This window comes from Proteus genomosp. 4 str. ATCC 51469 (assembly GCF_003144375.1).
Lineage (GTDB): Bacteria > Pseudomonadota > Gammaproteobacteria > Enterobacterales > Enterobacteriaceae > Proteus.
Window position 1 is genome coordinate 1 of the sequence record NZ_PENV01000025.1, and the last position, 26,220, is coordinate 26,220.

Genomic DNA, 26,220 nt, shown 5'->3' on the forward strand with positions numbered 1-26,220 from the left:
CATTACAACATGATTGAACAGATGCTTACCCAAGCCTTTTCAAAATTGACTCAGGGAGGCGAGCTTATACTGCACTCAGATCAAGGATGGCAATACCAAATGAGCCGTTATCACAATAGTCTTAAGAAACAAGGCATTACTCAAAGTATGTCACGAAAAGGAAATTGTTTAGACAATGCAGTAATAGAAAATTTTTTTGGCATATTAAAAACAGAATGTTTTTATACAAAGCAATTTAGAGATTTGGATGAACTAGAAGAAGAACTTCATGAATATATCAAGTATTACAATACGGAACGGATCAAGATAAAATTAAAAGGACTGAGTCCGGTTCAATACCGAACTCAGTCTTTACCTAACTAATTTAAACTGTCCAATAAACTGGGGTCAGTTCATTTTTTCACTCTGGGGTATTTTTTATGTTGGAATAAACAACAAATACATGTTCTATTTTTGTGTAGCCTGCTTTTCTATTAACGCTTCTTTATGGCTTACTCGATACGCATTCCATGCCAACAAACTCCCAATTAACATGACAACAGCTAACGCTAATTTAGGTTGTACAGGTGATGCCAGTGCAGTTAAACCAAAAGCAGCACCGCCTGCCATTTGAATAAAACCAACTAAAGCAGAGGCAATGCCTGCCGTTTGCGAATATGGCTCAAGTGCATAACTTGTCGCAGGCCCCATAATAAAGGCTAATCCAGCACAAGCACTTGCTACAGGGAGCATATAAATCAGCCAATGGTTTTGTATTCCAGCAGGAATAAACATTAAGCTTAATAACAAACTCACGCAGCCTAATCCCATTAATCCGCCCCCTAAGATCAAACAAATAGGTCTGCCAACACGGTGGATCACACGGTTTGCATAAAAACTGACAAACATTATCCAAAAACCATTTACACCAAAAACAATGGAAAAAATCAGCGGTGATAGTTTCGCATCATTCATCAACACAATAGGGGCAAATGAAACATAAGTTAATGCCATTCCCATTGTGCCTGCATTCACTAGGGCAAAAGTTAAAAAACGTTTACTACATAAAATTTCAAGGTATGTTTTACCTAATTTCTGTTTTGATTGAGCTATATTTTCAGGTTTAGTTTCAGGCAAGAAGCGAGTGATCAAAACTAGCACAAATACCGAATAGAAAATTAAAAATCCGAAAGGTGCGCGCCATCCCCAATACTCAGCTAATAATCCACCTAATAAAGGTGCAAGTGCAGGAATAATATTTAAGGTACCATTTAAAAAGCCAAAAACACGAGCTGCCTCATTACCATTAAAACAGTCACGAACACAGGTAAAAGCCACAACGGAAGTACAACACACCGCAGACGCTTGTAATAATCGCGAAATAATAAAAAGCGTTGGTTCTGTAGAGATCGTTGCAATGACAGAACCCACAATATAGATAAAGATCCCAGAGATAGCGATAGGTTTACGACCAAACTTATCCACCAAAGGCCCTGATATAAGTTGCCCTACCCCCAACACTAAAATAAATAAAGCGATAGTCGATTGAATAAGGGATTCACTACTTCCTAAATCTTGAGCAATAACAGGTATGGTCGGTAAATAGAGATCAATCCCTAATGGCCCTAATAGCACCATCACTAATAACAACGCTTTTAAATTCTGCATGAAATGAAATGCCTATCTAATCAAAAAAGAAAACGCCCGATGTTATCCATCGAGCGTTAAATACTTATTTATACTAACATCCATTACCTATTTTGTAATGAATATCTTAACTGTCTTGTAATACCAATAATGTAAGCACTTCATAATGAGCAGTATGAGGAAACATATCAAACAACTGCACTCTATCAATACGATAATGAGAAAGTTGCTGAATATCTTTAGCCATGGTTTGAGCATTGCAGCTAGAGTACAGAATAAAGCGAGGTTTCATTTTATTTAAATAGCCACACAGTGCCTCTCCGATCCCTCGTCTTGGCGGATTAACAAGCACTAATTCAGGTACTGACTCTTTAGCTAATGCATATCCTGTTGAATCTAAGGCTTGAAACTCAACATGCTCTAGCCCTAATTCATGAGCAGAGAGGCGTGCACATTCTATTGCTTCAGGGCTAATCTCAATTCCTGTCAATTGGGTCAATTTATCTGCGCAATGTAATCCAAAGCCTCCTGATCCACAAAACATATCCCACAAATGTGAGATATTTAATTCTCTTACCCAACGACCGGCCGTAGCATAAAGTGATGAAGCAACCTCTGGATTAGTTTGGAAAAAACCTCTAGGACGAATATGTAATGGAATTTGATTAAAAGATTCATCCAAAAATGATTTTTCAGTCAGAATAATTTCTGTTTCACCTTCAAGAATAGCCATATGAACAGGTTGAATATTCACAGAGATAACAGCTAATTGAGGCAGTTGTTCTTGTAACCACGGAAGCGCTTTGTGAAGTTGTTCTAATTTTTTTTCTGAGCGCAAAACAAAACGCAACATCATCGTGCCATTGCTTCTGCTTTCAGTTAATAAAATAAACTTAAGTTCACCACGACGACGCTCAATGTCGTAAGGTACTAATCCTGCTCTCGCTATAAATGTTTTTAAAATTGGGAATGTCGGTGCAAAAGAGTCAGGATAAAGAGGGCATTCGCATAAATCGACAGCCACCCCCTCTCGTGTTTTTAGACCTAATACAGGTTTTTCAACACTACCACTGACTACCATTTTTGCTTTATTACGAAATTGCGCTTGCTGGCTTTCAACAGGCGCTAATTTATCAAAAGCATAATCTTCAGGTAGCAATGATAATAAGCTGTGCTGTTTTTTCTTGATTTGTTCAGAATAAGCAAGAGAAAGCCATTCACAAGAATGACAATCACCCGCACTAAAGCGTGCGCATTGCATAAGATTTTGTGACCGTTATGGAGATTAATATTAATGTACAGTATAGGAGGAGTCAGTTGATGAACTACTTATTTCAACTTCTTCTTCATCATCTTCTTCATTTTCGTTTTCTTGTTTTTCACCATACAAGAAACCATTATTAAAAATTTCACTGACAACTTCAGCCGATTGCTCTTCTGCTTTTTGTAAGAACAGATCAAATTGATTCAGTGAGATCCCCGCAGCAACAGGGAATGATTGGCAGAATACTAACTTAGGTAAGTTTTCATCACTAATTTCTAAAAATGTTTTAATAAACAAAGAACTTGCATTTATTTGGCTAAGATTGGCCATTAAAGGCACTATTGCTGAGGGTTTTAATTCAGCGATAGCGGTAAATACAAGCACATCTTCCAGAATATCAATTTTAGCATCAAATATGCCACTGATATATTGAAGATGTGGTAAATGTAACGCCTGACAAGAGTCACATTCATAATAAGCAATCTGTAGTTCATCAAGCCAAGATTTTAGCTGATCCAGATCGGGGGTAACAACAGCGTTCATTCAAATAACCTTTACGCGCTAAAGAAAAGAGTGCCTTTTGGCATTAAGGCTATTTTGCCACTTTTTCTATCTTGAAGGCACTAATAAATAGAAAAACTAAGAAAATTAAGCCAATTTACAAATTGGGTTTTCTTAGTTTTTCATGCTTTGTTGAGAAAAAACAGTACGCTATTCTTTGTTATTCTCTTTTTTCTTTTTATTATTTGCGGGATTGTTATCAATACCTAAAAACGTTAAGCGATAAATCGCCCGCCATACAATATGAATAGAAGGTGGGATCATACAGATAACGCCCAGAACAACCAGAGTTAATTGCCCCGTGTAGGTACCTAACCACTGCGGAGAAGTGATATATTGATTGATATATAAGTATGCAACCACTAATAAAATAATACCCACGATCTCTATGATTATGATGGGTTTTGGCATATCAGACAGTGATTTCATATCCCGTTTAGAAGGCTTTTCCATATTTTCTCCGCTAAATGCTGTATCGCAGTCCTATCTCATTATTCGGCAAATTGGTATAATTTATCACACTAAAAGGCAATAACTGTTTTTGTTTAGCCTAATAAAAGGGCATAGTATCAACCAATAAAGACTATTATGCCTGAATTTTATTTCCTCAATAAGGAGTGTCGTATGTTTGTTGTTATTTTTGGTCGTCCGGGTTGCCCATATTGTGTACGTGCTAAACAACTGGCTGAAACTCTGTCTGAAAAACGTGACGATTTTGATTTCCGCTATGTAGATATTCAAGCTGAAGGAATTACAAAAGCTGATTTATCTAAAACCGTCGGTAAAGAAGTTGAAACTGTGCCACAAATTTTCATTGATGAGAAACACATTGGTGGTTGCACAGATTTTGAAGCTTATGCTAAAGAAAATTTAGGCATCTACAACTAATTAAAAAAGCGCTAAAACAGCTTAATTTTCAATATGTTTTAGCGCTTTTCCCTTTTTATTTTACTCATTATCTCTTTATATTCCCCTCTTTCCAAAAAATAATCCTACTTTTTTTCATTAGTCAGCGAACTTTCTGTCTAACCCGGAGTCTGAATTAGTGCCACTGCTTTTCTTTGATGTCCCCAAATATTGAGGAGCCCGATAGTTTCAACCCCTTTGGTGAAATAACTGTCGGGTTTTTTATTGCCTGCAATCTAATAACACTCGCCTTGCAATGTCACAATAATACGACGACGGCCACCACGATCACGATGTTCCCCAAGATAAATCCCCTGCCAAGTCCCTAAATTAAGTTCACCTTGACTAATAGGGATCGTGACGCTTTGCCCAAGTAAACTACTTTTTATATGGGCTGGCATATCATCACTACCTTCATAAGTGTGAAGATAGTAATCTTCATCCTCTTTAACACTTTGATTAAAGAAGCTTTCAAAGTCACTTCGTACTGTCGGGTCGGCATTTTCATTAATCGTTAATGAAGCTGATGTATGTTGAATAAAAAAATGAGCTATTCCAATTTTATATTGTCTTAGTTCGGGTAATTCTTGAATCAATGCCTGTGTAATTAAGTGGAACCCTCTTGGCCTTGCGTTGAGCATGATGTTTTTTTGGAGCCACATTTTTATACCTCGTTGAAAATAAGAAAAAAGAACAATGTGAGAGCGATACCATAAGCGAAATACTCTTTTTAAGAGTGCTTTAGCTCAGTTAAATCTAAAACTGACAATTCTTTAAAAAAAGCACAATTAAATAAGAAAAAAACACTTTACCCTTATTACTCCCTCATTTACCCTTAAAAACTTGCGTATTATGTATCATAAACATCGCTTATCAGCACGACATGTATGGAGCCTACTTTGCTGGAACAATTTAATTTAGCCGTATTTTCAATGATGAATGCAACACCTGCGGCATCTCCTTTCGAAATCGGTATGGCGATAATTATTGCTAAGTACCTTGTCTATCTTTTTCCTTTATCTTTAGTGTTCTATTGGTTGTGGGGTAATGAAAAACATCTTAGCCAGCAAAGAACATTAGCCTGCAAAGCCGCCGTATCTTTAGCTATTGCATTGTCTATCTCTTGGTTAATTGGTGCAATTGCTCCGCATGAGCGTCCTTTCGCTGCTAATATTGGTCATAACTTCCTTGATCATGATGCAACACCTTCATTCCCTAGCAACCACGGTACGTTTGTTTTTACCATTGCATTAGCTTATCTGTTTTGGCATAACAGTAAACGTATTGGTTATATCATGCTAGGTTTAGGACTAGCGATTGCTTGGGCTCGTATTTACCTTGGTGTGCATTGGCCAATCGATATGATAGGTGCCTTTATTGTGGCTCTGCTCTCTTGTGGCTTAAGTCAAATGTTTTGGTCTAAGGGCGGAGATATACTCCAAAAATGGGTACAACAGCTTTATCAGCTCTGTTTTGCTTATCCCATTCGTAAAGGTTGGACAAAAGCCTAACCTTTCTTACATTGAAAAAGACCACACTTATTGTGGTCTTTTTTATATTTAACTTAAGTAAACCCTCACGTTGATATATTAATATATAAATAAAAATATCCTCTATTATTATATTATTTGTCCAAAAATAAATATGTTGTTATTTTAATCAAAATGAAGTTTTTATATTCGTTATATAGTAATGTATCAAACTCATTTATTAACAAATTTATTGTCGTAATAATAAACAATATTCTACTTATGATTGAATTGTTGTTATATTTATTTCATAGAATAAAGAAAAATCATTAATAAATAATCGTACTCCCTTATTTTTATATTCTTTTGTCTACTTTTATACACAAATAAAAGAAAATAATTAATTCATATATATCAATGATATACAAGGTTAATATAATGTTTTAATTGTGAATAAAAATAACCAGATTGATTTAAATCATTTATTTTAGAAGAAATAAAAAAGCCTAATTTTAATCATTAACATATGAACATTTGGATATTTGGCTTTATTTTCAATTCCGATTAAAAATGGAAAAGTATTTCAAAATGTTTTAAAACCTCCTCTAAAAACACAAAATATAAAAAATGTTACATTTTTAGGTTTTTCAGTTATATTTAGCATTTGAGATGGTGATCACGGTAGTTTATCCTGAAAAACACTATATTCTGCACCTCTTAAGTCTGGATATAAACTTATCGAATATTTTTTCAAATTTTAAAAGAGTCTAATTCTTTTGAAATTTAAAGATTTTAGTATGTGGTAATTGAAGATATTGAGATAACACCAGGTACTCAATGCACTCATTTATTCATAATTAAATTTATGTCGTGATTGTTTCTGATAAGAAATAAAATCACGCTCTTATTTTTATTCATTATTTTTTTTACCGCGTTATTTCGGAGAGTATTATGGATACAACCAAAGCTGGTTCTATCGCATCGGGTAACACCCAAGGTGATTACAAAACATGGCGTAAATCAGATACTGTATGGATGTTAGGTTTATATGGTACGGCTATCGGTGCTGGCGTTCTATTTTTACCTATCAACGCAGGGATCGGTGGTTTAATTCCTTTGTTGATCATGTTAGTGCTTGCATTTCCAATGACCTTCTTTGCACACCGTGGTATGTGCCGCTTTGTGTTATCAGGTAAAAACCCAGGTGAAGATATCACTGAAGTTGTTGAAGAACACTTTGGTAAAACAGCAGGTAAACTGATTACTCTGCTCTATTTCTTTGCTATTTATCCTATTTTATTGGTTTATAGTGTTGCTATCACCAATACAGTAGAAAGCTTTATTGTGAACCAAATGCACATGTCTGCACCACCTCGTGCAATTTTATCACTGATACTGATCATCGGTATCATGTCGATCATTCGCTTTGGTGAACAAGCTATCGTTAAAGCAATGAGCGTGTTAGTGTTCCCATTTGTTGCCGTCTTGATGGTTTTAGCGTTGTATCTTATTCCTGAGTGGAATGGCGCAGTACTTGATACTCTTTCTTTTGATCACGCAACAACATCAGGTATGGGTCAAGGCCTATTAGTCACACTGTGGTTAGCCATCCCTGTAATGGTGTTCTCTTTCAACCACTCTCCAATCATCTCTGCGTTTGCTGTTGCAAAACGTGAAGAATACGGCGAAAACGCTGAGAAAAAATGTTCACGCATTTTAGCTTATGCGCACATCATGATGGTTATCACTGTAATGTTCTTCGTGTTTAGCTGTGTATTTAGCTTAACACCAGAAAACTTAGCAGAAGCAAAAGCACAGAACATCAGTATCCTGTCTTACCTTGCTAACCATTTTGAAGCACCAGTTATCGCTTATATCGCTCCATTCATTGCTTTCGTTGCGATTACTAAATCTTTCTTAGGTCACTATTTAGGTGCTCGTGAAGGTTTCAACGGTTTAATCATCAAATCACTGCGTGAAAAAGGTAAAACAATCGAAAAAGATCGTTTAAACAAAATCACTGCACTGTTTATGCTGGTTACAACGTGGATCGTGGCAACGTTAAACCCAAGCATTTTAGGTATGATTGAAACATTAGGTGGTCCAATTATCGCAATGTTACTGTTCCTGATGCCTATGTATGCAATCCGTAAAGTACCAGCAATGAAGAAATACGAAGGCCATATCAGCAACGTATTCGTTGTAATCATGGGTCTTATCGCAATCTCAGCAGTTTTCTATAGCTTAATTAACTCTTTCGTGGGCTAATAAGGCATCTAATGGCTACTTTCGTAAAAGGAAGTAGCCATTACAGATTTAGACTTCAAAACTGACACTTATCACTCTAATAATCACACAGTTGCGCCTTTAAATTAATTAGGGAGGCGAATATTATGGTTAGCGTCTTTGATATTTTTAAAATCGGTATCGGTCCTTCAAGTTCACACACTGTAGGCCCAATGAAAGCAGGTAAAGAATTCGTTGATATCCTTGCTGAAAAAAATCTACTTTCTTCTGTTTCCCGCGTTATCGTTGATGTTTATGGCTCTTTATCTTTAACGGGTAAAGGTCACGCAACTGATATTGCTATTATTATGGGATTAGCAGGAAATTTACCCGATACTGTCGATATAGATTCTATTACCCCATTTATAAAACAAGTAGAAGCAACAGGCCGCTTAATGCTAGCAAATGGCATTAAAGAAGTGGATTTCCCTGTTGATGGTGGTATGAATTTTCATAAAAGCAATTTACCCCTCCATGAGAATGGTATGACCATCACCGCTTATAATGGTGAACAGGTTCTATTGAAAAAAACCTATTATTCTATTGGCGGTGGTTTTATTGTTGATGAAGAGCATTTTGGTCAACCTGAAGAAAATACGGTTCAAGTCCCTTATCCTTATCAATATGCGGCTGATTTACGTCGTCATTGTAAAGAAACAGGTCTCTCTTTATCTGCATTAGTGATGCAAAACGAATTAGCATTGCGTAGCAAAGAAGAAATTTCGGCTCATTTAGCTGCAGTTTGGGAAGTAATGAAGTCTGGTATTGAGCGAGGTGTAAATACCGAAGGCTTATTACCAGGGCCATTACGTGTACCGCGCCGTGCTTCTGCATTACGTCGTATGTTAGTAACAGAAGATAAAACCACAACCGATCCTATGACTGTTGTTGACTGGATCAATATGTTCGCCCTTGCCGTCAATGAAGAAAATGCGGCTGGTGGACGTGTTGTAACAGCACCGACAAACGGAGCATGTGGCATTATCCCTGCGGTACTTTCTTACTACGATAAATTCATTCGTCCTATAAATGAAAATTCTTATACTCGCTTTTTCTTAGTCGCAGGTGTTATTGGTTCTCTTTACAAAATGAATGCATCTATCTCGGGTGCTGAAGTGGGTTGCCAAGGCGAAGTGGGTGTTGCTTGTTCAATGGCGGCTGGTGCATTAACTGAGCTTTTAGGCGGTAGCCCAGAGCAAGTTTGTATTGCAGCGGAAATTGCAATGGAGCATAACTTAGGGCTTACCTGCGACCCAGTTGCAGGGCAAGTACAAGTTCCTTGTATTGAACGTAATGCTATCGCAGCCGTACAAGCAGTTAATTCATCTCGTATGGCGTTACGTCGTGTCAGCGACCCTCGTATTTGTTTAGATAAAGTCATTGAAACAATGTACGAAACCGGTAAAGACATTAATGCTAAATATCGTGAAACTTCTCAAGGTGGATTAGCGATTAAAATTTCTTGTGACTAAACCTGAGAGTCCAAAATACAGATATTTATAATGGGTAAGGCGCTGATATCAGCGCCTTTTTTATTATCTAAAATCAAGAATGATGCTCTTCCCTTTGAATATCTTTTTTGGATGAGATTAAATTATCATCCTTAGTTAAAATACGGGTAGAAGAAAACTCAATATTGAAAACAGAAATATCACTCAATATAAGTAGCAAAATGTCAAAGATAGGAGTCTGTTACAAAAATTATTTAAAGGGTGTGACGATAAACACGTTATCGAATAGAAAATAATTACAACTTAATCAATCTATTGGCCTTATTTAGATCCTTGGCTACAGTTGATGAGTAAAGATCACTAGAGACATCAAAAGCGGGATAAAAAAGAGAACTAAAATGAAATCAGATATTCAAATCTCCCAAGAAGCACACCTCTTACCAATTCAAGACATTGCTAAAAATTTAAATATTGATCAAGACGATATCGAGTTTTATGGCAAATACAAAGCTAAATTTAGCCACAGCATTTGGCCTAAAGTTGCTACAAAAAAAACAGGAAAACTGGTTTTAGTCACCGCAATTAATCCTACCCCTGCAGGTGAAGGTAAAACAACCGTCACCGTTGGATTAGGGCAAGCCCTTAACCATATTGGAAAAAGTGCCATTATCGCATTACGCGAACCCTCATTAGGCCCTTGCTTTGGTATTAAAGGGGGAGCTGCTGGGGGGGGTTATTCTCAAGTTGTGCCAATGGAAGATCTTAATCTTCATTTTACTGGCGATTTTCATGCGATTACATCAGCAAACAACTTACTGGCCGCCATGCTTGATAACTCCATTTATCAAGGTAATCCTTTAAATATCGATCCTAAGAAAATCGTGTTTAAACGTTGTATGGATATGAACGATCGCACTTTACGAAATATTGTTGTGGGATTGGGTGGCGAAAAAGACGGTATCACAAGAGAAGATAACTTTGTTATTACTGTTGCTTCTGAAATTATGTCAATCCTATGTTTAGCTGAGGATATTCAAGACTTAAAACAAAGACTTTCTCAGATTATTGTTGCTTATTCTTACAATGGCGCCCCTATCACTGCTAACGATTTACAAGCTGTTGGCGCAATGGCCAGTTTGTTAAAAGATGCTATTAACCCTAATCTAGTGCAGACACTCGAAAATACGCCAGCAATTATTCATGGTGGCCCATTCGCTAATATTGCCCATGGTTGTAATAGTGTGAGAGCAACAAAATTGGCTCTTCAACTTGCTGATATCACTATTACAGAAGCGGGTTTTGGTGCTGATTTAGGTGCTGAAAAATTCTTTGATATAAAATGCAGAATAAGTGGATTACACCCAGATTGTGCAGTGATTGTTGTGACTACAAAAGCACTAAAATATAACGGTGGCTTAGGGAAAGGAGAATGGAATAATGAGGATTTAGTTGCGCTTGAAAAAGGTATTGTCAATCTAGAAAAACATATTGAAAACCTTAAAAAATATGGCTTACCTGTGATTGTTTCACTTAATGCCTATGTTACCGATAGTATTGCAGAACATCAGTTTATCGAGCAATTTTGTCTAGATAGGGATTGTCGATTTGCAATTACAAAAGTGTGGGAAAAAGGGGGCGCAGGCGGTATTGAATTAGCGAATCAAATCATTGATACACTTGAAAATGAACATAGTCAATTCCAATTAATTTATCCTGATAATGCCTCACTTAGTGAAAAAATTAATACTGTCGCAAAAGAGATCTATGGAGCAAATGGTGTGACCTATAGCCAACATGCTCGCAAAATGTTGGAACAAATAGAAAATATGGGTTTCGGTCATTTCCCCGTATGCATGGCAAAAACACAATATTCTCTCTCGGATAATCCCGCTTTATTAGGTCGCCCTACTGATTTTTCGATAAATGTGCGTGAAGTATATGTTTCTGCTGGCGCTGGCTTTGTTGTCGCACTGACAGGCTCTATCACCACTATGCCTGGACTACCGAAAACTCCAGCAGCCATTGCCGTAGATGTTGATAATCAAGGGAAAATTGATGGACTTATTTAAGTCTCTAAAGTGTGCAATCTCTTTATCTCATTAAATACAAAAAATCCGTAATCATTATTTTAATTACGGATTTTTTTTAAAAACAACAACTAATCTTTCTTTATGGGTGAAATCTCAGTAACGCATTGATAAAACTATTATTGATAAATTAACCAAAAATAGCGTTAAACCAGCCAGATACTGTTTTAACCACAAAATCCCAAATACGACTAAAGAAACCACCTTCTTCAACCGCTTCTTTTACCACTAAAGGACGTTGTTCAATGATTTCATCGTTTAATAAGAAGTTAACTGTACCCACAACCTGATTTTGCGTTAGTGGCGCTTCTAATACTGGATTAGTTAAAGTAAACGAGGCTTTTAAATTTTTCAGTTCACCTTTAGGAATAGTGATTGAAGCATCATTAGCGACACCTAAAGCCACTTCACCTTTATCGCCATACCATACTTTTTGCGTTGTTAGTGGTGTGTTTTCTTTAACCGGTGTTACCGTTTCGAAAAAACGAAAACCCCAGCCTAATAATTTTTCACTTTCAGCAAAACGGATTTTATCTGATGGAGTTCCTAAAACAACCGCAATTAAGCGCATATCACCTTCAGTTGCCGAAGATACAAGATTATATCCAGCACCACTCGTGTGACCTGTTTTCACACCATCAACATTCATATTCTTATTCCACAATAAACGATTGCGGTTTGGCTGACGAATATTGTTGAATGTAAATTCTTTTTCTTTATGTATTTCGTATTCTGAAGGAACATCACGGATCATAGCAGCTGTTAACAGTGCCATATCTTGTGCTGTTGTATATTGCCCGTCAGAATCTAATCCATGGACTGTTTTAAAGTGCGTATTTTTTAAACCCAGATTGTTAGCATAGGAGTTCATTAAATCCACAAAGGTTTCCTGACTGCCCGCAACATGTTCAGCTAATGCGATACTCGCATCATTACCTGATTGAATGACCATACCACGATTTAAATCAATGACTTTGACCTGATCACCCGGTTTCAAGAACATCAATGATGAACCTTTTAATACCGGATTACCTGTTGCCCACGCATTGCGCCCTACAATCACCATATCGTCTGGCGACATTCGCCCTTCTTTGATGGCTTGTCCAACCACATAGCTACTCATGATTTTGGTCAGACTTGCGGGATCTAAACGCTCATCAGGTTTCTCCGATGCCAAAATTTTTCCGCTATTGTAATCCATTAATACATAAGATTTTGCCTCTATTTGAGGAGGTACAGGATTATTTACCGCAAATGAAGGACTAGAAATAATTAGCAGTAAACCCATTCCCGCGGTAACCTTACCCAGAACAGATGGAATATTTTTTTTCATTACCGATCACCCTTTTATATCAATTTGTTAAAGCTTTCCTACTATATGGCTTTCTGGAATAAGACGCCAACATTGATATATAGAGATTTATCTTATATTCATGTTTAGCGCCCTATAGAGGGAAATTTTATTACTTATCGTGGTTTAGGAGACCTTTATGTTAAAAGTCTGGGGTAGAAAAAACTCATCTAACGTTAAAAAAGTTCTTTGGTGCTTAAAGGAGTTAAATGTTCCTTATGAGCAAATTGATGTTGGAGGCCCATTTGGCGGACTCAATGAAGCAAATTATTTAGCAATGAATCCCAACGCTTCTATCCCAACATTACAAGATGATGACTTTGTGTTATGGGAGTCTAACACCATTATTCGTTATTTATGCTCAAAATATGAGAATAACGCACTCTATCCAATTGATCCTAAACAACGAGCAAATGTAGAAAAATGGATGGATTGGTCAAATGGCAGCCTATTTTCACCCATTCAACAAATGATGATAATGATTGTTCGCACACCTAAAGAGCAACAGAACCCCGAGCTTGTTGAAGCATTAAAAGAAAAGCTTAACAAACTGATAAAAATTGCAGATAACCAACTGGCAAAAACAACTTATTTTGCTGGAGATGAGATCTCTCTTGCTGATATCGCTATCGCACCACTGGTTTATCCATGGCTCGAGGTTTGTAAAGACCGACCTCACTTCCCACATATTGAACGATGGTTTGCACAATTAAGTGAAAGATCTCTTTTCCGTGATGTCGTGTTACTGCCTGTAAGTTAATTCATTGGCATTTTGTCGGGATCTGGATAATGGTAATGGAATCCAAGATCTCGACAGATCTCCTGACCGTCAATCTCCCGTATTAACGGCTTCTCTTCATCTGCAAATTCTGGGGGAATAAGATCAAGCTGAGAGGATACTCTTGAGTAAAAATCTTTCTTTTTAGGATGAATTGGGGCACATAAATTATATAAATGACCACCTTCATTTTGTGCAAGCAGTTGTTCAACCGCAAAAATTACATCATCTAAATGGACTAAATTGACACACTGATGCGCGCCTTTTACCTGTTTTTTACCTGATAAAAAACGTCCAGCATGACGACCAGGGCCAACTAACCCAGCCAATCGAAGAATATCAACCGTGGTTAACGGTAAACGATGTAACCAGTTTTCAACTTCAGCTAACATTTTTGCCGATTGTGTTTCTGGCCGAATATCCATTTCTTCTGTGATATTACCTGTTTGATTGCCATATACAGAAGTAGAACTAATATAAATCACTCTCGTAACATGGCGAGACATTGCACTATCCACTAACGTTTGAATAGCTTCAACATAATCATAACCGCCACCAGCGGCACTTGGTGGCAACGTGATGATCAGTACGTCAGTTTCCATTAAGTAATCAAAATCATCTCTATCACATTCAATTGCGGGTGTTAAATTCACTAAACAGCAATCAACGCCACTCATTCTTGCTGCTTCTACGCCATCTTCGGTGGTTTTAGTCCCTTTAACTTGATAACCTGCATCACGCAACGCAGCGGCAAGTGGTAAACCTAACCAACCTAATCCAACGATGGTTATTCGTTTCATTTTGCTCCCCTACTTAAATGGCTTAGTTAAAGTATGCTATAAAATTTTCATTTCGCCATTACATATAAATACTACTTATATTTCGTTAATTTTTAGCATACCCCTATATACTCGCTCACTTGCCACATTAAGTAAATAAGAGAAATATTAAAATAGCATTAAAAACAAAAGGTTACAAAATAATTAAATTATTATTAAAAAATAGGTTGCTTTTCACTTTGCAAATCATGTAGGTTGAAAGGCAGACAAATTCTGAATGTTGGTTACTAAATACAAATTAATAGTAACGGGCATATCAAATAACAAATAGTGTAATTAGCTAGGAAAATAATTATGTATAGCATTCAACTAAACCACCATCATCACCATCATCCTGACTAGTCTTTCAGGCGATGAGTGCTGGAAGACGTTTAAGAAACGCTTCCGGTGGTCTGAATGCAGACAAACAATAAAAACCCCGGAAGGCAACTTCCGGGGTTTTTTTATAGCTAATTTTCAAACAAAAAATTGAGACAAGGACAGGGTAATATTATGTTAGACAAAACAAGATTAAGAATTGCAATGCAAAAATCAGGTCGTTTAAGTGATGAGTCTCGTGCCCTTTTAGCGCGTTGTGGCATCAAAATTAACTTAAACCAACAACGTCTGATCGCTTATGCGGAAAATATGCCAATCGATATTTTACGTGTAAGAGATGACGATATTCCAGGTCTAGTGATGGACGGCGTGGTTGATTTAGGGATTATTGGTGAAAACGTATTAGAAGAAGAATTATTAAAACGCCGTGCACAAGGCGAAAACCCAAGCTATCTCACGCTACGACGCCTCGATTTTGGTGGTTGCCGTTTATCTCTTGCGACTCCTGTTGATTTCGACTATCAAGGTGTTGAATGCCTAGATAATACACGTATTGCCACCTCTTACCCCAATCTACTAAAACGTTATTTAGACCAAAAAGGCATCAAATTTAAATCATGTCTATTAAATGGCTCTGTTGAAGTCGCTCCTCGTGCAGGTCTTGCTGACTCTATCTGCGACTTAGTTTCTACTGGTGCAACATTAGAAGCTAACGGTCTGAAAGAAGTTGAAGTTATTTACCGTTCAAAAGCGTGTTTGATCCAACGCGACGGAGAAATGGAAACCGACAAACAAGCCCTTATCGACCGTTTACTGACTCGTATTCAAGGTGTCATCCAAGCTCGAGAATCAAAATACATTATGTTACACGCACCAAGTGATTGCCTCGAAGATGTCATTGCGTTACTTCCTGGTGCTGAAAGACCTACTATTCTACCTCTTGCGGGTGACCAGAATCGCGTTGCAATGCACATGGTCAGCAGTGAAACCCTATTCTGGGAAACCATGGAAAAACTAAAAGCATTAGGTGCGAGTTCAATTCTTGTTTTACCAATTGAAAAAATGATGGAATAAGGTGAAATGATGAAAACGGGTTTTAATACATTAAATTACTGGAATGAATGCACGCAAGAACAGCAACAAGTGCTATTAACTCGCCCTGCTATTTCAGCATCCGGTTCAATTACAGAACAAGTTGCTAGCATCATTTCACAGGTACGCAATGATGGGGATAAAGCGCTTAAAGCACTTAGCCAAAAATTCGATAAGGCAGCGCCGGAAAGTGTATTGGTGCCAAAAACGCAAATTGATGAAGCCACAACAAGACTAAATAACGAAATAAAACAAGCAATAGCACAGGCGATGAATAATATTCGTCGTTTTCATGAAGCTCAAATTCCTAACACTATCAACGTGGAAACTCAACCTGGTGTATTTTGTCAACAAGTAAGCAGACCCATTGATGCTGTAGGACTTTATATTCCTGGTGGTTCGGCTCCATTACTTTCAACCGTAATGATGTTAGGTATCCCAGCGCGTATTGCAGGTTGTCGCAAAGTTATTCTTTGCTCCCCCCCTCCTATTGCTGATGAAATTTTATATATTGCTCAACAAATTGGTATTGATGAAATATTCCAAGTGGGTGGCGCGCAGGCGATTGCAGCAATGGCGTTTGGTACAGAATCTATCCCTAAAGTAGATAAAATTTTTGGCCCCGGTAATGCTTATGTTACTGAAGCCAAACGTCAAGTCAGCCAATCGCTACAAGGTGCAGCTATTGATATGCCAGCAGGCCCTTCAGAAGTTTTGGTGATTGCTGATGCAGATGCAAATCCTGCATTCATTGCTGCTGACTTACTGTCGCAAGCAGAGCATGGCCCTGATTCACAAGTCGTATTATTAACCCCAGATGAAACATTAGCCAAAGCCGTTATTGCTGAAACGGAAACACAACTTACTCAATTAAGCCGAGCTGAAATTGCCAAACAAGCTTTAGCTGAAAGTCGAGTCATTATTACTCGCGATCTCGATCAATGTATTGAAATCAGCAATAGCTATGGCCCTGAACACTTGATTATTCAAACTAATGATGCTGATGCACGTGTTGATAGCATTACCAGTGCCGGTTCTGTTTTTCTTGGTGCTTGGTCTCCTGAATCTGCGGGAGATTATGCTTCAGGCACTAATCATGTTCTACCGACTTATGGTTATACCTCAACCTACTCAAGTTTAGGTCTAGCTGACTTTATGAAACGCATGACTGTACAAAAACTCACAGCACAAGGTTTATCTGATTTAGCACAAACTATTGAAATACTAGCGCAAGCTGAACAATTAACCGCTCACAAAAATGCGGTCACACTTCGTGTTAATGCTTTGGCTCAGGGGAAAAATAACAATGAAAAATGAATTTGATATCACCTCACTTGCCCGAAAAAATGTACGTGAGTTAACTCCTTATCAATCTGCTAGACGTTTAGGTGGAAATGGTTCGGTTTGGTTAAATGCAAATGAATACCCCGTTGCACCTGAATTTACTTTTAATGAAAAAAATTTAAACCGTTATCCTGAGTGTCAGCCTGTTAATGTCATTAATCGTTATGCTGCATATGCAGGTGTTAATCCAAATCAAGTCTTAGTCAGTCGTGGGGCAGATGAAGCCATTGAACTACTTATTCGTGCGTTTTGCGAACCTGGTAAAGATGCTGTGCTTTATTGTCCTCCCACTTATGGCATGTATAGCGTAAGTGCAGAAACATTTGGTATAGAACAACGTGTTGTCCCTACACTTGCTGATTGGAGCCCCGACGTCAAAGCCATTGCATCAAAGCTTGATAATGTAAAACTGATCTATATTTGTAGCCCCAATAACCCAACAGGAAACATTGTTAACCCTTCACTTATTCGTGATGTATTAGAACTCGCTAAAGGCAAAGCTATAGTTGCAGTTGATGAAGCTTATATAGAATTTTGTCCACAAGCATCAATTGTTTCATGGCTTGAAGATTATCCGAATTTAGTCATTTTGCGCACCTTATCGAAAGCATTTGCATTAGCAGGGTTGCGCTGTGGATTTACGCTTGCCAATCCACCAGTCATTGAATTATTACTAAAAGTGATCGCCCCATATCCATTGTCAACACCTGTTGCCGATATTGCAGCACAAGCATTAACTGAGGTAGGTATTGATGTGATGAAAAATCGTGTTGCTGAAATATCACGTAACAGAACGGTCTTATCTGAAGCGTTAAAAAAATTACCGAATGTCGAGCAGGTTTATAACAGTGAAACCAACTATATTTTAGTGAAATTCACTGATGCTAATCAGGTTTTCCGTACTTTATGGGAGCAAGGGATTATTTTACGCGATCAACAACGTCAATATGGGCTTAATGGTTGCTTGCGTATTTCTATCGGTACTACCGAAGAATGTGATAGCGTGATCAACGCTATAAAAAATATTCAAACTGCAAACGTATAAAAGATAAAACGATAACAACAAAAATCGCAACTGAGGGAGCTTACCATGAGCCAAAAAATTCTTTTTATTGACCGTGATGGCACTTTAATCACCGAGCCACCTACAGATTATCAAGTTGATAGACTCGATAAACTCGCCTTTGAAAATGGTGTGATCCCCGCACTGACCGCGCTACAAAAAGCAGGTTACAAGCTTATTATGATCACTAATCAAGATGGATTAGGTACAGAAAGTTTTCCTCAAGCGGATTTCGATCCTCCTCATAATTTGATGATGCAAATTTTGTCATCACAAGGAATAACTTTTGATGATGTTTTAATTTGCCCTCATAAACCTGAAGATAACTGCCCTTGTCGCAAACCTGAAACAGGGCTTGTGACACAATACTTAGTTGATGGCGCACTCGATAAAGATAACAGCTACGTTATTGGCGATAGACAAACAGATATTCAGTTAGCTGAAAATATGGGTATCAAAGGCTTACTTTATAATTCCAATGAGCTTAATTGGGCGGTCATCACAGAACAACTCACCAAAAAAGATCGCTACGCTCACGTTGAACGTAAGACAAAAGAGACGCAAATTGCTATTGATATCTGGCTTGATCGTGAAGGTGACAGCCAAATCAGCACTGGTGTTGGCTTCTTTGATCATATGCTTGATCAAATTGCCACTCACGGCGGTTTTCGTATGAACATCAATGTACAAGGCGACTTAGTGATTGACGATCACCACACTGTTGAAGACACGGGTCTTGCTTTAGGTGAAGCCCTGCGTGAAGCATTGGGTGATAAACGCGGCATTGCTCGTTTTGGTTTTACATTACCGATGGATGAATGCCTTGCAAGCTGTGCATTAGATATTTCAGGTCGCCCACACCTTGAATACAAAGCAGAATTTAAATATCAACGTGTCGGTGATCTAAGTACTGAGATGATAGAACACTTTTTCCGTTCACTCTCTTACACCATGGGTTGCACATTACACCTAAAATCGAAAGGCAAAAACGATCACCACAAAGCAGAAAGCTTATTCAAAGTCTTTGGTCGTACATTACGCCAAGCCATTCGTGTTGAAGGTAATACTTTACCAAGCTCAAAAGGTGTTCTGTGATGAAAGTGGTTATTCTCGATACAGGTTGTGCCAATTTAGCCTCCGTCGCTTATGCCGTTAAGCGACTCGGCTATGATCCCATTATTTCCTATGAAAAAAACGTTGTGCTATCTGCGGATAAACTCTTTTTACCTGGAGTGGGAACGGCTCGCGCAGCAATGGAACAACTGGAAGCACGCGAATTAATTCCTTTAATTAAAGCATTAACACAGCCTGTTTTAGGGATTTGTTTAGGCATGCAAATATTGGCTTCTCTGAGTGAAGAAGGAAAAGGTGTCCCTTTATTAGGGTTAGTTGATGGCACAATTGATAAGTTAGATACAGCTGGTTTACCATTACCTCATATGGGTTGGAATCAAGTATTAGCAAAGCCTGCCCATCCCCTTTTTCGTTCTCTTGATAATGATGCTTGGTTCTATTTTGTTCACAGCTATGGTTTAGCATTAAATGAATCAACCATTGCCGAAACTGAATACGGCTCTCGTTTTAGTAGCGCAATTCAAAAAGATAATTTTTATGGTGTGCAATTTCACCCAGAGCGCTCAGGAAAAGCTGGGGCCCAACTTATCAAGAATTTTTTGGAGATGTAACGCGTTATGATCATTCCAGCATTAGATTTAATTGACGGAAAAGTCGTTCGCCTTCATCAAGGTGATTATGCAAAACAACGCGATTACGATGATAATCCGCTGACACGCTATCAACAATATGAAAAAGACGGTGCAAAACTCCTTCATTTAGTGGATCTAACAGGTGCAAAAGATCCTTCTGCCCGCCAAATTTCACTGTTAAAAGAGCTTGTTGCTTGTGTGAATATACCAGTACAAGTGGGTGGTGGCATTCGCACTGAAGATGATGTGAAATCATTACTCGATGCAGGGGCAAGCAGAGTTGTTATTGGCTCTACTGCAATCAGTCAGCCCGAAATGGTGAAAACGTGGTTTGAACGTTATGGTGCAGATGCCATTGTGTTAGCCCTTGATGTTCGTATTGATAAACAAGGCAAAAAATGGGTAGCGGTGAGTGGCTGGCAAGAAAATTCCCCCTATACCCTCGAAGAGATCATCGAACTTTATCAAAGTGTCGGATTAAAACATGTGTTGTGTACCGATATTTCTCGTGACGGCACATTGGCAGGCTCTAACGTTGAATTGTATACAGAAATTAGCCAACGTTTTCCTGACATTTTATTTCAAGCTTCTGGTGGTATTGGTAATTTACAAGATATCGCAGCACTTCCAGCATCTGGCGTCACTGGTATTATTGTTGGTCGAGCATTATTAGAAGGCAAATTTACATTAAAAGAGGCGATATCATGTTGGCAAAACGCATAATTCCTTGTCTTGATGTTCGTGATGGACAAGTCGTTAAAGGTGTTCAATTTCGTAATCATGAAATTATTGGAGATATTGTCCCTCTTGCTGAACGTTATGCCAAAGAAGGCGCTGACGAGCTTGTATTTTATGATATTACCGCCTCTTCTGATGGTCGAGTTGTTGATAAAAGCTGGGTGTCACGCGTCGCTGAAGTCATTGATATACCATTTTGTGTTGCTGGTGGCATTCGTTCTGTTGAAGATGCAGGAAAAATTCTCTCTTTTGGGGCAGACAAGATTTCGATCAACTCCCCTGCGCTTTCTGATCCAACATTGATTTCACGCTTGGCAGAACGCTACGGTGTGCAATGTGTTGTCGTAGGTATCGATACTTGGTTTGATGAAAAGACAGGTGAATACCTAGTTTATCAATTCACAGGTGATGAGAAACGCACTCAACAAACACACTGGAAAACACTTGATTGGGTACGTGAAGTTCAAAAGCTAGGCGCAGGTGAAATTGTTTTAAATATGATGAATCAAGATGGTGTAAGACAAGGCTATGACTTGAAACAATTAGCTCAAGTGCGCCAAGTTGCAGATGTACCTCTTATTGCCTCTGGTGGTGCTGGCGAAATGTCACACTTTCTTGATGCCTTCAAATTAGCCAATGTTGATGGCGCACTTGCAGCGTCTGTTTTTCACAAACAAATTATCAACATTAACGAATTAAAACAATATCTTGCAAAAAATGACGTTAAGGTAAGAATATAATGAATAGTGAAACATTAGCGCAATTAGATTGGGAAAAAGTGGATAATCTCATGCCAGTTATTATCCAAAATGCCATTTCAGGTGATGTATTAATGCTAGGCTACATGAATAAAGAAGCGCTAGATATGACACTAAAAAGTGGAAATGTCACTTTCTATTCTCGCACTAAGCAACGTTTATGGACAAAAGGTGAAACATCAGGCAACTTTCTCAAATTAGTCAATATTTATCCTGACTGTGATAATGATACTTTACTTATTTTAGCTAACCCGATTGGACCAACTTGCCATAATGGCACTGAAAGTTGCTTTGCTCCTGCACAAAGCCAGTGGGGATTTCTCTATGAGCTGGAGAATATATTACGTGAGCGTAAAAATGCTTCACCAGATAGCTCGTACACTGCCCGTCTTTACGCCAGCGGTACAAAACGAATAGCTCAAAAAGTTGGAGAAGAAGGTGTAGAAACCGCATTAGCCGCCACAGTTAATGACAGAGAAGAGCTAAGAAACGAAGCCTCTGATTTGCTCTATCACTTAATGGTATTGTTACAAGACCAATCATTATCACTCTCTGATGTCATTGGTTGCCTGCAAGAGCGTCATAAAAAAGCCGAATAATCTCTAGCTAATCAATCCTCTCTAAAGCTACCAAACGAGAAAGTAACATATAAACAAAAAAGCACCTCAATGAGAAATTTTGAGGTGCTTTTATTACTTAGTTAAGACATAAAATAACAAGTATCAGTTGTTATTTATGTCTTGAGCATTACATAGCTTGGCGGAATAACTCGATAACATCACTTTCAGTACCCTGAACAGGGTTAGTGATTGCACAAGCATCTTTCAGCGCATTTTCAGCTAATGTTTTGAAATCTTCTTCTTTCACGCCTAATTCTTTTAGACCTGCTGGAATACCCACATCTTTAGCCATTTTACGAATTTCTTCGATACATGCTTGAGCACCTTGCTCATCGCTCATTGCAGAAACATCAACACCCATTGCTTGTGCGATATCTTTTAAGCGACCCGCAGCGGCTTGGATGTTATAAGCTTGAACATGTGGTAATAAAACCGCATTACACACACCATGAGGTAAGTTATAGAAACCACCTAATTGGTGAGCCATAGCATGTACATAACCTAAAGAAGCGTTATTAAATGCCATACCTGCTAAGAATTGAGCGTAAGCCATGTTTTCACGAGCTTGTGCATCACCACCATTATCAACAACTTTACGTAAAGACTCGCTGATCATAGTAACTGCTTTTAATGCACACGCGTCGGTGATTGGGTTTGCAGCGATTGAGACATACGCTTCAACCGCATGAGTTAATGCATCCATACCTGTTGCAGCGGTTAAGCCTTTTGGCATACCAATCATTAATTCTGAGTCATTTACAGATAAGATTGGAGTGACGTTTTTATCAACGATAGCCATTTTGATATGACGCGCTGTATCTGTGATGATACAAAAACGTGTCATTTCTGATGCAGTACCTGCAGTGGTATTAATTGAAATCAGTGGTAATTGAGGTTTAGCTGAACGATCAACACCTTCGTAATCTGCAATTTTTCCACCATTAGAAGCCACTAACGCGATACCTTTAGCGCAATCATGTGGAGAACCACCGCCTAAAGAAATCACACAGTCACATTGATTTTCTTTCAGCAGAGCTAAACCCGCTTCTACGTTCTCAACAGTAGGGTTTGGTGCAGTTCCGTCATAAGTTACGCTAGAAATACCAGCTTCTGTCAGTAACTTAATGACTTTATCAACAACACCCAGTTGATTTAAAATGCTATCAGTGACGATCAACGCTTTATGAAAACCGAAGTCTTTCATTGAACTTACAGCATCAGCAAGGCAACCAGCACCAATTTTATTTACAGAAGGGATATAGAATGTTGAAACTGCCATTATTGACTTCCTTTTTAGTAATTAAATCTACGTTTTAATATGTTCTATTCTTTTTGTTCTTAAATTGATCATCATCAAAATAATGAATAAATATCAATTTGTTTATCATGTTATTACAGGTAATTAAATAAAGAAGCCCAATTACCCTATTAATTCAATAGGATAATACTATTAACATATTATCATTTGTAACAAAATAATTTGAAAAGCTTATCAAAATAATCAAAACCAGCCATAAACATCACAGCAGAATATTTTTTTTAAAGTCGTATAATGACCTTAAATAAATAACTTATTAATCAGGAGTCATTGATGTCTTTGACTATTTTCGAGCAACTTACTACTTTATTAGATAAAAACCATGCGACTTATCGTGTAATGGAACACCCTACCGCAGGTCGTTCTGAAGAAGTTGCAAAAATTAGAGGAACACAATTAGGACAGGGAGCAAAAGGACTTGTTTGTCATATAAAAGGTAACGGTATTAAACAACATGTTCTTGCGATATTACCCGCCGATAAACAAGCCGATCTATCAAAACTCGCTCATCAAATTGGTGGAACAAGGGCATCTCTAGCAAGCCCTAAAGAAGTTGACGATCTTACCCAATGTGTATTTGGTGCTATTCCTCCCTTTAGTTTTCACCCTGCATTAAAGCTTGTGGCTGACCCTCTACTTTTTGAACGTTTTAATGAACTCGCTTTTAATGCAGGCACATTAGAACGCTCAATTATTCTTAATACACAAGATTACAAACGTATTGCACAACCTGAATTAATTTCTTTTATTCGCGAAGAAAGTGAGTAATAAAAAGAGCTAATTTATTTTTAACAATTACCCTAGCCATTATTCAGTTAAGGGTAATTGTTATCATGATATCGACTCTTATTGTATATATAGATTTACACGCCAAAAGGTAACATTTAGATTATGTGATTAAAAACCTTGACGACATTTAACACCAACAATCACTTAAAAAGCAGAATTTATCTCACCAATTCCACATTATCTTACCTTTAACGCCAAGAAATGTACGAAATAAATTTTTCTTACTATTTTTTTCGATTCAGCACTCAATAATTAACTAAATAGATTTTATGTTATTGACCTAAATTACTCATACATTTAAGTTAGCATCAATAAAAATACAATAATGTAAAATTATATTTACATCTCAGTTATTTCTAACATACAAATAAATATATAAATAATGTACCAATAGGTGCAGGGAAATCTTCATGCAAACTTCAACTCAAAAACAACCGCTTTATAAAGTATTATACGTGCAAGTGATTGTTGCCATTTTACTCGGTATCTTACTTGGACATTTTTATCCTGACATTGGTGAATCTTTTAAACCTCTTGGTGATGGATTTATCAAAATTGTAAAAATGATCATCGCACCAGTTATCTTCTTAACCGTCGTAACGGGTATTGCTGGTATGAATAATATGAAAGCAGTAGGTACAGTTGCGGGTAAATCCATGGCTTACTTCCTGACTTTCTCTACCATTGCATTAATTATTGGTTTAATTGTTGCAAACGTTATTCGCCCAGGTGATGGTCTCAATATTTCCCCAGCCTCATTAGATGCGAGCAAAGTAGAAAGTTATGTAGCAAAAGCGCATGACTCATCAATTGTTGGCTTCTTAATGAATATTATTCCTGACACGGTTATTAGCCCATTAGTTAATGGAAATATCTTACAAGTACTGTTTGTTTCTGTGGTTTTTGGTATTGCCTTAGCGTCTATCGGTACTCGTGGTGAGCCAGTTCTTAAGTTTTTACAAAACTTCTCTGAACCTGTATTCAAAATGGTCGGTATGCTAATGAAATTAGCCCCTATCGGTGCTTTTGGTGCAATGGCCTTTACTATTGGTAAATATGGTATTTCATCAATCAGTAACTTGGTATTACTTGTTCTGACTTTCTATATAACTTCATTATTATTCGTTCTTGTCGTGTTAGGTGCTGTTGCAAAATATAATGGCTTCTCTATTCTCTCTTTAATTAAATATATTAAAGATGAACTTTGGTTAGTATTAGGTACATCTTCTTCGGAAGCTGCTTTACCTAGCTTAATGCGTAAAATGGAAAATGTAGGTTGTAAAAAATCAGTTGTCGGCTTAGTTATTCCAACAGGTTATTCCTTTAACTTAGACGGCACTAACATCTATATGACCATGGCAGCTCTATTTATTGCACAAGCTACTGGTATCGATCTTTCATTAACAGAACAAATTACACTACTTTTAGTTGCAATGATCAGTTCAAAAGGTGCGGCTGGTGTTACTGGTGCAGGCTTTATTACTTTAGCCGCAACCTTATCCGTTGTACCGAGTGTTCCTGTCGCAGGTATGGCATTAATTCTAGGAATTGATCGCTTTATGTCAGAGTGTCGTGCATTAACCAATCTTGTGGGCAATGCTTGCGCTTGTATCGTTGTTGCTCGTTGGGAAAATGCCTTAGATAAAGAAAGAATGAATGATGTCTTTAGTGGCAGAACATCAAGTGAATTTATTGAGGATGCTCCATTAGCTCCTATTGAAATTGAATCTGACAATTCGATTAAAATCCCAGTAAAATAAAGATCATTTTCCATGATCCATAAAAGAGCGCATATGTGCTCTTTTATTTTTATATTCCTTACCATTACGAATAAACACTTATCTTTTTTTATATTT

Annotated in this window: 25 protein-coding genes and 1 other annotated feature; of the genes, 17 read left to right on the plus strand and 8 right to left on the minus strand. The window is 37.6% G+C overall.

Annotated features, from left to right (window positions below):
- A partial coding sequence (locus DK866_RS18315; protein WP_208624198.1) for an IS3 family transposase occupies positions 1-363 on the plus strand: 363 nt, incomplete at its 5' end.
- Positions 364-447: 84 nt separating this feature from the next.
- Here DK866_RS18315 and DK866_RS18320 read toward each other — a convergent pair.
- The 4 genes from DK866_RS18320 to DK866_RS18335 all read right to left on the minus strand — a co-directional run bounded on the left by DK866_RS18320 (position 448) and on the right by DK866_RS18335 (position 3,904).
- Positions 448-1,647, minus strand: a complete 1,200-nt coding sequence (locus DK866_RS18320; protein ID WP_109410066.1) for a multidrug effflux MFS transporter — start codon at positions 1,645-1,647, stop codon at positions 448-450.
- A 106-nt stretch (positions 1,648-1,753) separates the two neighbouring features.
- Positions 1,754-2,887 (minus strand): 23S rRNA (uracil(747)-C(5))-methyltransferase RlmC, encoded by a 1,134-nt coding sequence (gene rlmC / locus DK866_RS18325; RefSeq protein ID WP_109410067.1) that lies wholly within the window; start codon positions 2,885-2,887, stop codon positions 1,754-1,756.
- A gap of 30 nt (positions 2,888-2,917) precedes the next feature.
- The gene (locus DK866_RS18330) at positions 2,918-3,433 is read right to left on the minus strand and encodes a YbjN domain-containing protein (RefSeq protein ID WP_109410068.1); all 516 of its coding nucleotides are present in this window, start codon (positions 3,431-3,433) and stop codon (positions 2,918-2,920) included.
- 168 nt (positions 3,434-3,601) lie between these two features.
- Positions 3,602-3,904: a YbjC family protein gene (locus tag DK866_RS18335; RefSeq protein WP_109410069.1), complete on the minus strand. Its 303-nt coding sequence runs from the start codon at positions 3,902-3,904 to the stop codon at positions 3,602-3,604.
- A 171-nt stretch (positions 3,905-4,075) separates the two neighbouring features.
- On the opposite strand from DK866_RS18335, the gene DK866_RS18340 reads away from it, so the two are divergent.
- The gene (locus DK866_RS18340) at positions 4,076-4,339 is read left to right on the plus strand and encodes a GrxA family glutaredoxin (protein ID WP_088493321.1); all 264 of its coding nucleotides are present in this window, start codon (positions 4,076-4,078) and stop codon (positions 4,337-4,339) included.
- A gap of 254 nt (positions 4,340-4,593) precedes the next feature.
- Here DK866_RS18340 and DK866_RS18345 read toward each other — a convergent pair whose 3' ends face one another.
- Positions 4,594-5,019, minus strand: a complete 426-nt coding sequence (locus DK866_RS18345) for a secondary thiamine-phosphate synthase enzyme YjbQ (RefSeq protein ID WP_109410070.1) — start codon at positions 5,017-5,019, stop codon at positions 4,594-4,596.
- A 237-nt stretch (positions 5,020-5,256) separates the two neighbouring features.
- Between DK866_RS18345 and ybjG the strand changes: the two genes are divergently transcribed.
- The 4 genes from ybjG to DK866_RS18365 all read left to right on the plus strand — a co-directional run bounded on the left by ybjG (position 5,257) and on the right by DK866_RS18365 (position 11,632).
- Positions 5,257-5,868, plus strand: a complete 612-nt coding sequence (ybjG, locus tag DK866_RS18350; RefSeq protein ID WP_109410071.1) for an undecaprenyl-diphosphate phosphatase — start codon at positions 5,257-5,259, stop codon at positions 5,866-5,868.
- Between the two features lie 909 nt (positions 5,869-6,777).
- On the plus strand, positions 6,778-8,094 hold the full coding sequence (locus DK866_RS18355) for an HAAAP family serine/threonine permease (RefSeq protein ID WP_109410072.1): 1,317 nt from the start codon (positions 6,778-6,780) through the stop codon (positions 8,092-8,094).
- 125 nt (positions 8,095-8,219) lie between these two features.
- Positions 8,220-9,584 (plus strand): L-serine ammonia-lyase, encoded by a 1,365-nt coding sequence (locus DK866_RS18360; RefSeq protein WP_109410073.1) that lies wholly within the window; start codon positions 8,220-8,222, stop codon positions 9,582-9,584.
- Positions 9,585-9,961: 377 nt separating this feature from the next.
- A complete protein-coding gene (locus DK866_RS18365) occupies positions 9,962-11,632 on the plus strand; it encodes a formate--tetrahydrofolate ligase (RefSeq protein ID WP_109410074.1) in 1,671 nt (556 codons plus the stop codon).
- A gap of 148 nt (positions 11,633-11,780) precedes the next feature.
- Here the strand turns inward: DK866_RS18365 and DK866_RS18370 are convergent, their stop codons facing one another.
- Positions 11,781-12,983 (minus strand): serine hydrolase, encoded by a 1,203-nt coding sequence (locus DK866_RS18370; RefSeq protein WP_109410075.1) that lies wholly within the window; start codon positions 12,981-12,983, stop codon positions 11,781-11,783.
- A 157-nt stretch (positions 12,984-13,140) separates the two neighbouring features.
- Here DK866_RS18370 and DK866_RS18375 point away from each other — a divergent pair, with 157 nt between their 5' ends.
- Positions 13,141-13,761 carry a glutathione S-transferase family protein gene (locus DK866_RS18375; protein WP_109410076.1) on the plus strand — a complete coding sequence of 207 codons (621 nt, stop codon included), beginning with the start codon at positions 13,141-13,143 and terminating at the stop codon, positions 13,759-13,761.
- Here DK866_RS18375 and DK866_RS18380 read toward each other — a convergent pair.
- Positions 13,758-14,579: an SDR family oxidoreductase gene (locus tag DK866_RS18380; protein ID WP_072069707.1), complete on the minus strand. Its 822-nt coding sequence runs from the start codon at positions 14,577-14,579 to the stop codon at positions 13,758-13,760. The two genes, DK866_RS18375 and DK866_RS18380, sit on opposite strands and share 4 nt — an antisense overlap.
- Positions 14,580-14,935: 356 nt before the next feature.
- Positions 14,936-15,066: a sequence feature (His leader region), on the plus strand.
- 44 nt (positions 15,067-15,110) lie between these two features.
- Between DK866_RS18380 and hisG the strand changes: the two genes are divergently transcribed.
- Genes hisG through hisIE form a run of 8 tightly spaced genes read left to right on the plus strand, consistent with a single transcriptional unit; the run spans position 15,111 to position 22,236 of the window.
- Complete coding sequence (gene hisG, locus DK866_RS18385) at positions 15,111-16,010, plus strand: ATP phosphoribosyltransferase (RefSeq protein ID WP_109410077.1); 900 nt, start codon at positions 15,111-15,113, stop codon at positions 16,008-16,010.
- A 6-nt stretch (positions 16,011-16,016) separates the two neighbouring features.
- Positions 16,017-17,345, plus strand: a complete 1,329-nt coding sequence (gene hisD, locus DK866_RS18390) for a histidinol dehydrogenase (RefSeq protein ID WP_109410078.1) — start codon at positions 16,017-16,019, stop codon at positions 17,343-17,345.
- Positions 17,335-18,417 carry a histidinol-phosphate transaminase gene (gene hisC, locus DK866_RS18395; protein ID WP_109410079.1) on the plus strand — a complete coding sequence of 361 codons (1,083 nt, stop codon included), beginning with the start codon at positions 17,335-17,337 and terminating at the stop codon, positions 18,415-18,417. The genes hisD and hisC overlap by 11 nt, the downstream gene beginning before the upstream one ends.
- 45 nt (positions 18,418-18,462) lie before the next feature.
- On the plus strand, positions 18,463-19,530 hold the full coding sequence (gene hisB, locus DK866_RS18400; RefSeq protein ID WP_109410080.1) for a bifunctional histidinol-phosphatase/imidazoleglycerol-phosphate dehydratase HisB: 1,068 nt from the start codon (positions 18,463-18,465) through the stop codon (positions 19,528-19,530).
- Positions 19,530-20,120: an imidazole glycerol phosphate synthase subunit HisH gene (gene hisH, locus DK866_RS18405; protein ID WP_109410081.1), complete on the plus strand. Its 591-nt coding sequence runs from the start codon at positions 19,530-19,532 to the stop codon at positions 20,118-20,120. Before hisB ends, hisH begins: the two co-directional genes overlap by 1 nt.
- 6 nt (positions 20,121-20,126) lie before the next feature.
- Positions 20,127-20,864 carry a 1-(5-phosphoribosyl)-5-[(5-phosphoribosylamino)methylideneamino]imidazole-4-carboxamide isomerase gene (gene hisA / locus DK866_RS18410; RefSeq protein WP_109410082.1) on the plus strand — a complete coding sequence of 246 codons (738 nt, stop codon included), beginning with the start codon at positions 20,127-20,129 and terminating at the stop codon, positions 20,862-20,864.
- A complete protein-coding gene (hisF, locus tag DK866_RS18415; protein ID WP_109410083.1) occupies positions 20,846-21,619 on the plus strand; it encodes an imidazole glycerol phosphate synthase subunit HisF in 774 nt (257 codons plus the stop codon). The genes hisA and hisF overlap by 19 nt, the downstream gene beginning before the upstream one ends.
- Positions 21,619-22,236: a bifunctional phosphoribosyl-AMP cyclohydrolase/phosphoribosyl-ATP diphosphatase HisIE gene (hisIE, locus tag DK866_RS18420; protein ID WP_162557035.1), complete on the plus strand. Its 618-nt coding sequence runs from the start codon at positions 21,619-21,621 to the stop codon at positions 22,234-22,236. The genes hisF and hisIE overlap by 1 nt, the downstream gene beginning before the upstream one ends.
- Positions 22,237-22,384: 148 nt before the next feature.
- On the opposite strand, the gene yiaY is transcribed toward hisIE, so the two are convergent.
- The gene (gene yiaY / locus DK866_RS18425) at positions 22,385-23,536 is read right to left on the minus strand and encodes an L-threonine dehydrogenase (protein ID WP_109410085.1); all 1,152 of its coding nucleotides are present in this window, start codon (positions 23,534-23,536) and stop codon (positions 22,385-22,387) included.
- A 312-nt stretch (positions 23,537-23,848) separates the two neighbouring features.
- Between yiaY and DK866_RS18430 the strand changes: the two genes are divergently transcribed.
- Positions 23,849-24,343, plus strand: a complete 495-nt coding sequence (locus tag DK866_RS18430) for a YbaK/prolyl-tRNA synthetase associated domain-containing protein (protein WP_109410086.1) — start codon at positions 23,849-23,851, stop codon at positions 24,341-24,343.
- Positions 24,344-24,774: 431 nt separating this feature from the next.
- Positions 24,775-26,124, plus strand: a complete 1,350-nt coding sequence (locus tag DK866_RS18435) for a dicarboxylate/amino acid:cation symporter (protein ID WP_109410087.1) — start codon at positions 24,775-24,777, stop codon at positions 26,122-26,124.
- The last annotated feature ends 96 nt before the right edge of the window (positions 26,125-26,220 follow it).

Excerpts from the sequence above, each read along its gene's own strand:
- DK866_RS18340 (WP_088493321.1), top strand. The coding sequence starts at position 4,076 with ATGTTTGTTGTTATTTTTGGTCGTCCGGGTTGCCCATATTGTGTACGT.
- hisH (WP_109410081.1), top strand. The coding sequence starts at position 19,530 with ATGAAAGTGGTTATTCTCGATACAGGTTGTGCCAATTTAGCCTCCGTC.
- DK866_RS18345 (WP_109410070.1), bottom strand. The coding sequence starts at position 5,019 with ATGTGGCTCCAAAAAAACATCATGCTCAACGCAAGGCCAAGAGGGTTC.
- DK866_RS18370 (WP_109410075.1), bottom strand. The coding sequence starts at position 12,983 with ATGAAAAAAAATATTCCATCTGTTCTGGGTAAGGTTACCGCGGGAATG.
- DK866_RS18330 (WP_109410068.1), bottom strand. The coding sequence starts at position 3,433 with ATGAACGCTGTTGTTACCCCCGATCTGGATCAGCTAAAATCTTGGCTT.
- DK866_RS18375 (WP_109410076.1), top strand. The coding sequence starts at position 13,141 with ATGTTAAAAGTCTGGGGTAGAAAAAACTCATCTAACGTTAAAAAAGTT.
- rlmC (WP_109410067.1), bottom strand. The coding sequence starts at position 2,887 with ATGCAATGCGCACGCTTTAGTGCGGGTGATTGTCATTCTTGTGAATGG.
- DK866_RS18365 (WP_109410074.1), top strand. The coding sequence starts at position 9,962 with ATGAAATCAGATATTCAAATCTCCCAAGAAGCACACCTCTTACCAATT.
- DK866_RS18435 (WP_109410087.1), top strand. The coding sequence starts at position 24,775 with ATGCAAACTTCAACTCAAAAACAACCGCTTTATAAAGTATTATACGTG.
- hisG (WP_109410077.1), top strand. The coding sequence starts at position 15,111 with ATGTTAGACAAAACAAGATTAAGAATTGCAATGCAAAAATCAGGTCGT.
- DK866_RS18430 (WP_109410086.1), top strand. The coding sequence starts at position 23,849 with ATGTCTTTGACTATTTTCGAGCAACTTACTACTTTATTAGATAAAAAC.
- hisF (WP_109410083.1), top strand. The coding sequence starts at position 20,846 with ATGTTGGCAAAACGCATAATTCCTTGTCTTGATGTTCGTGATGGACAA.
- yiaY (WP_109410085.1), bottom strand. The coding sequence starts at position 23,536 with ATGGCAGTTTCAACATTCTATATCCCTTCTGTAAATAAAATTGGTGCT.
- DK866_RS18355 (WP_109410072.1), top strand. The coding sequence starts at position 6,778 with ATGGATACAACCAAAGCTGGTTCTATCGCATCGGGTAACACCCAAGGT.
- DK866_RS18360 (WP_109410073.1), top strand. The coding sequence starts at position 8,220 with ATGGTTAGCGTCTTTGATATTTTTAAAATCGGTATCGGTCCTTCAAGT.
- hisD (WP_109410078.1), top strand. The coding sequence starts at position 16,017 with ATGATGAAAACGGGTTTTAATACATTAAATTACTGGAATGAATGCACG.
- hisB (WP_109410080.1), top strand. The coding sequence starts at position 18,463 with ATGAGCCAAAAAATTCTTTTTATTGACCGTGATGGCACTTTAATCACC.
- DK866_RS18335 (WP_109410069.1), bottom strand. The coding sequence starts at position 3,904 with ATGGAAAAGCCTTCTAAACGGGATATGAAATCACTGTCTGATATGCCA.
- hisIE (WP_162557035.1), top strand. The coding sequence starts at position 21,619 with ATGAATAGTGAAACATTAGCGCAATTAGATTGGGAAAAAGTGGATAAT.
- DK866_RS18380 (WP_072069707.1), bottom strand. The coding sequence starts at position 14,579 with ATGAAACGAATAACCATCGTTGGATTAGGTTGGTTAGGTTTACCACTT.
- hisC (WP_109410079.1), top strand. The coding sequence starts at position 17,335 with ATGAAAAATGAATTTGATATCACCTCACTTGCCCGAAAAAATGTACGT.
- DK866_RS18320 (WP_109410066.1), bottom strand. The coding sequence starts at position 1,647 with ATGCAGAATTTAAAAGCGTTGTTATTAGTGATGGTGCTATTAGGGCCA.
- hisA (WP_109410082.1), top strand. The coding sequence starts at position 20,127 with ATGATCATTCCAGCATTAGATTTAATTGACGGAAAAGTCGTTCGCCTT.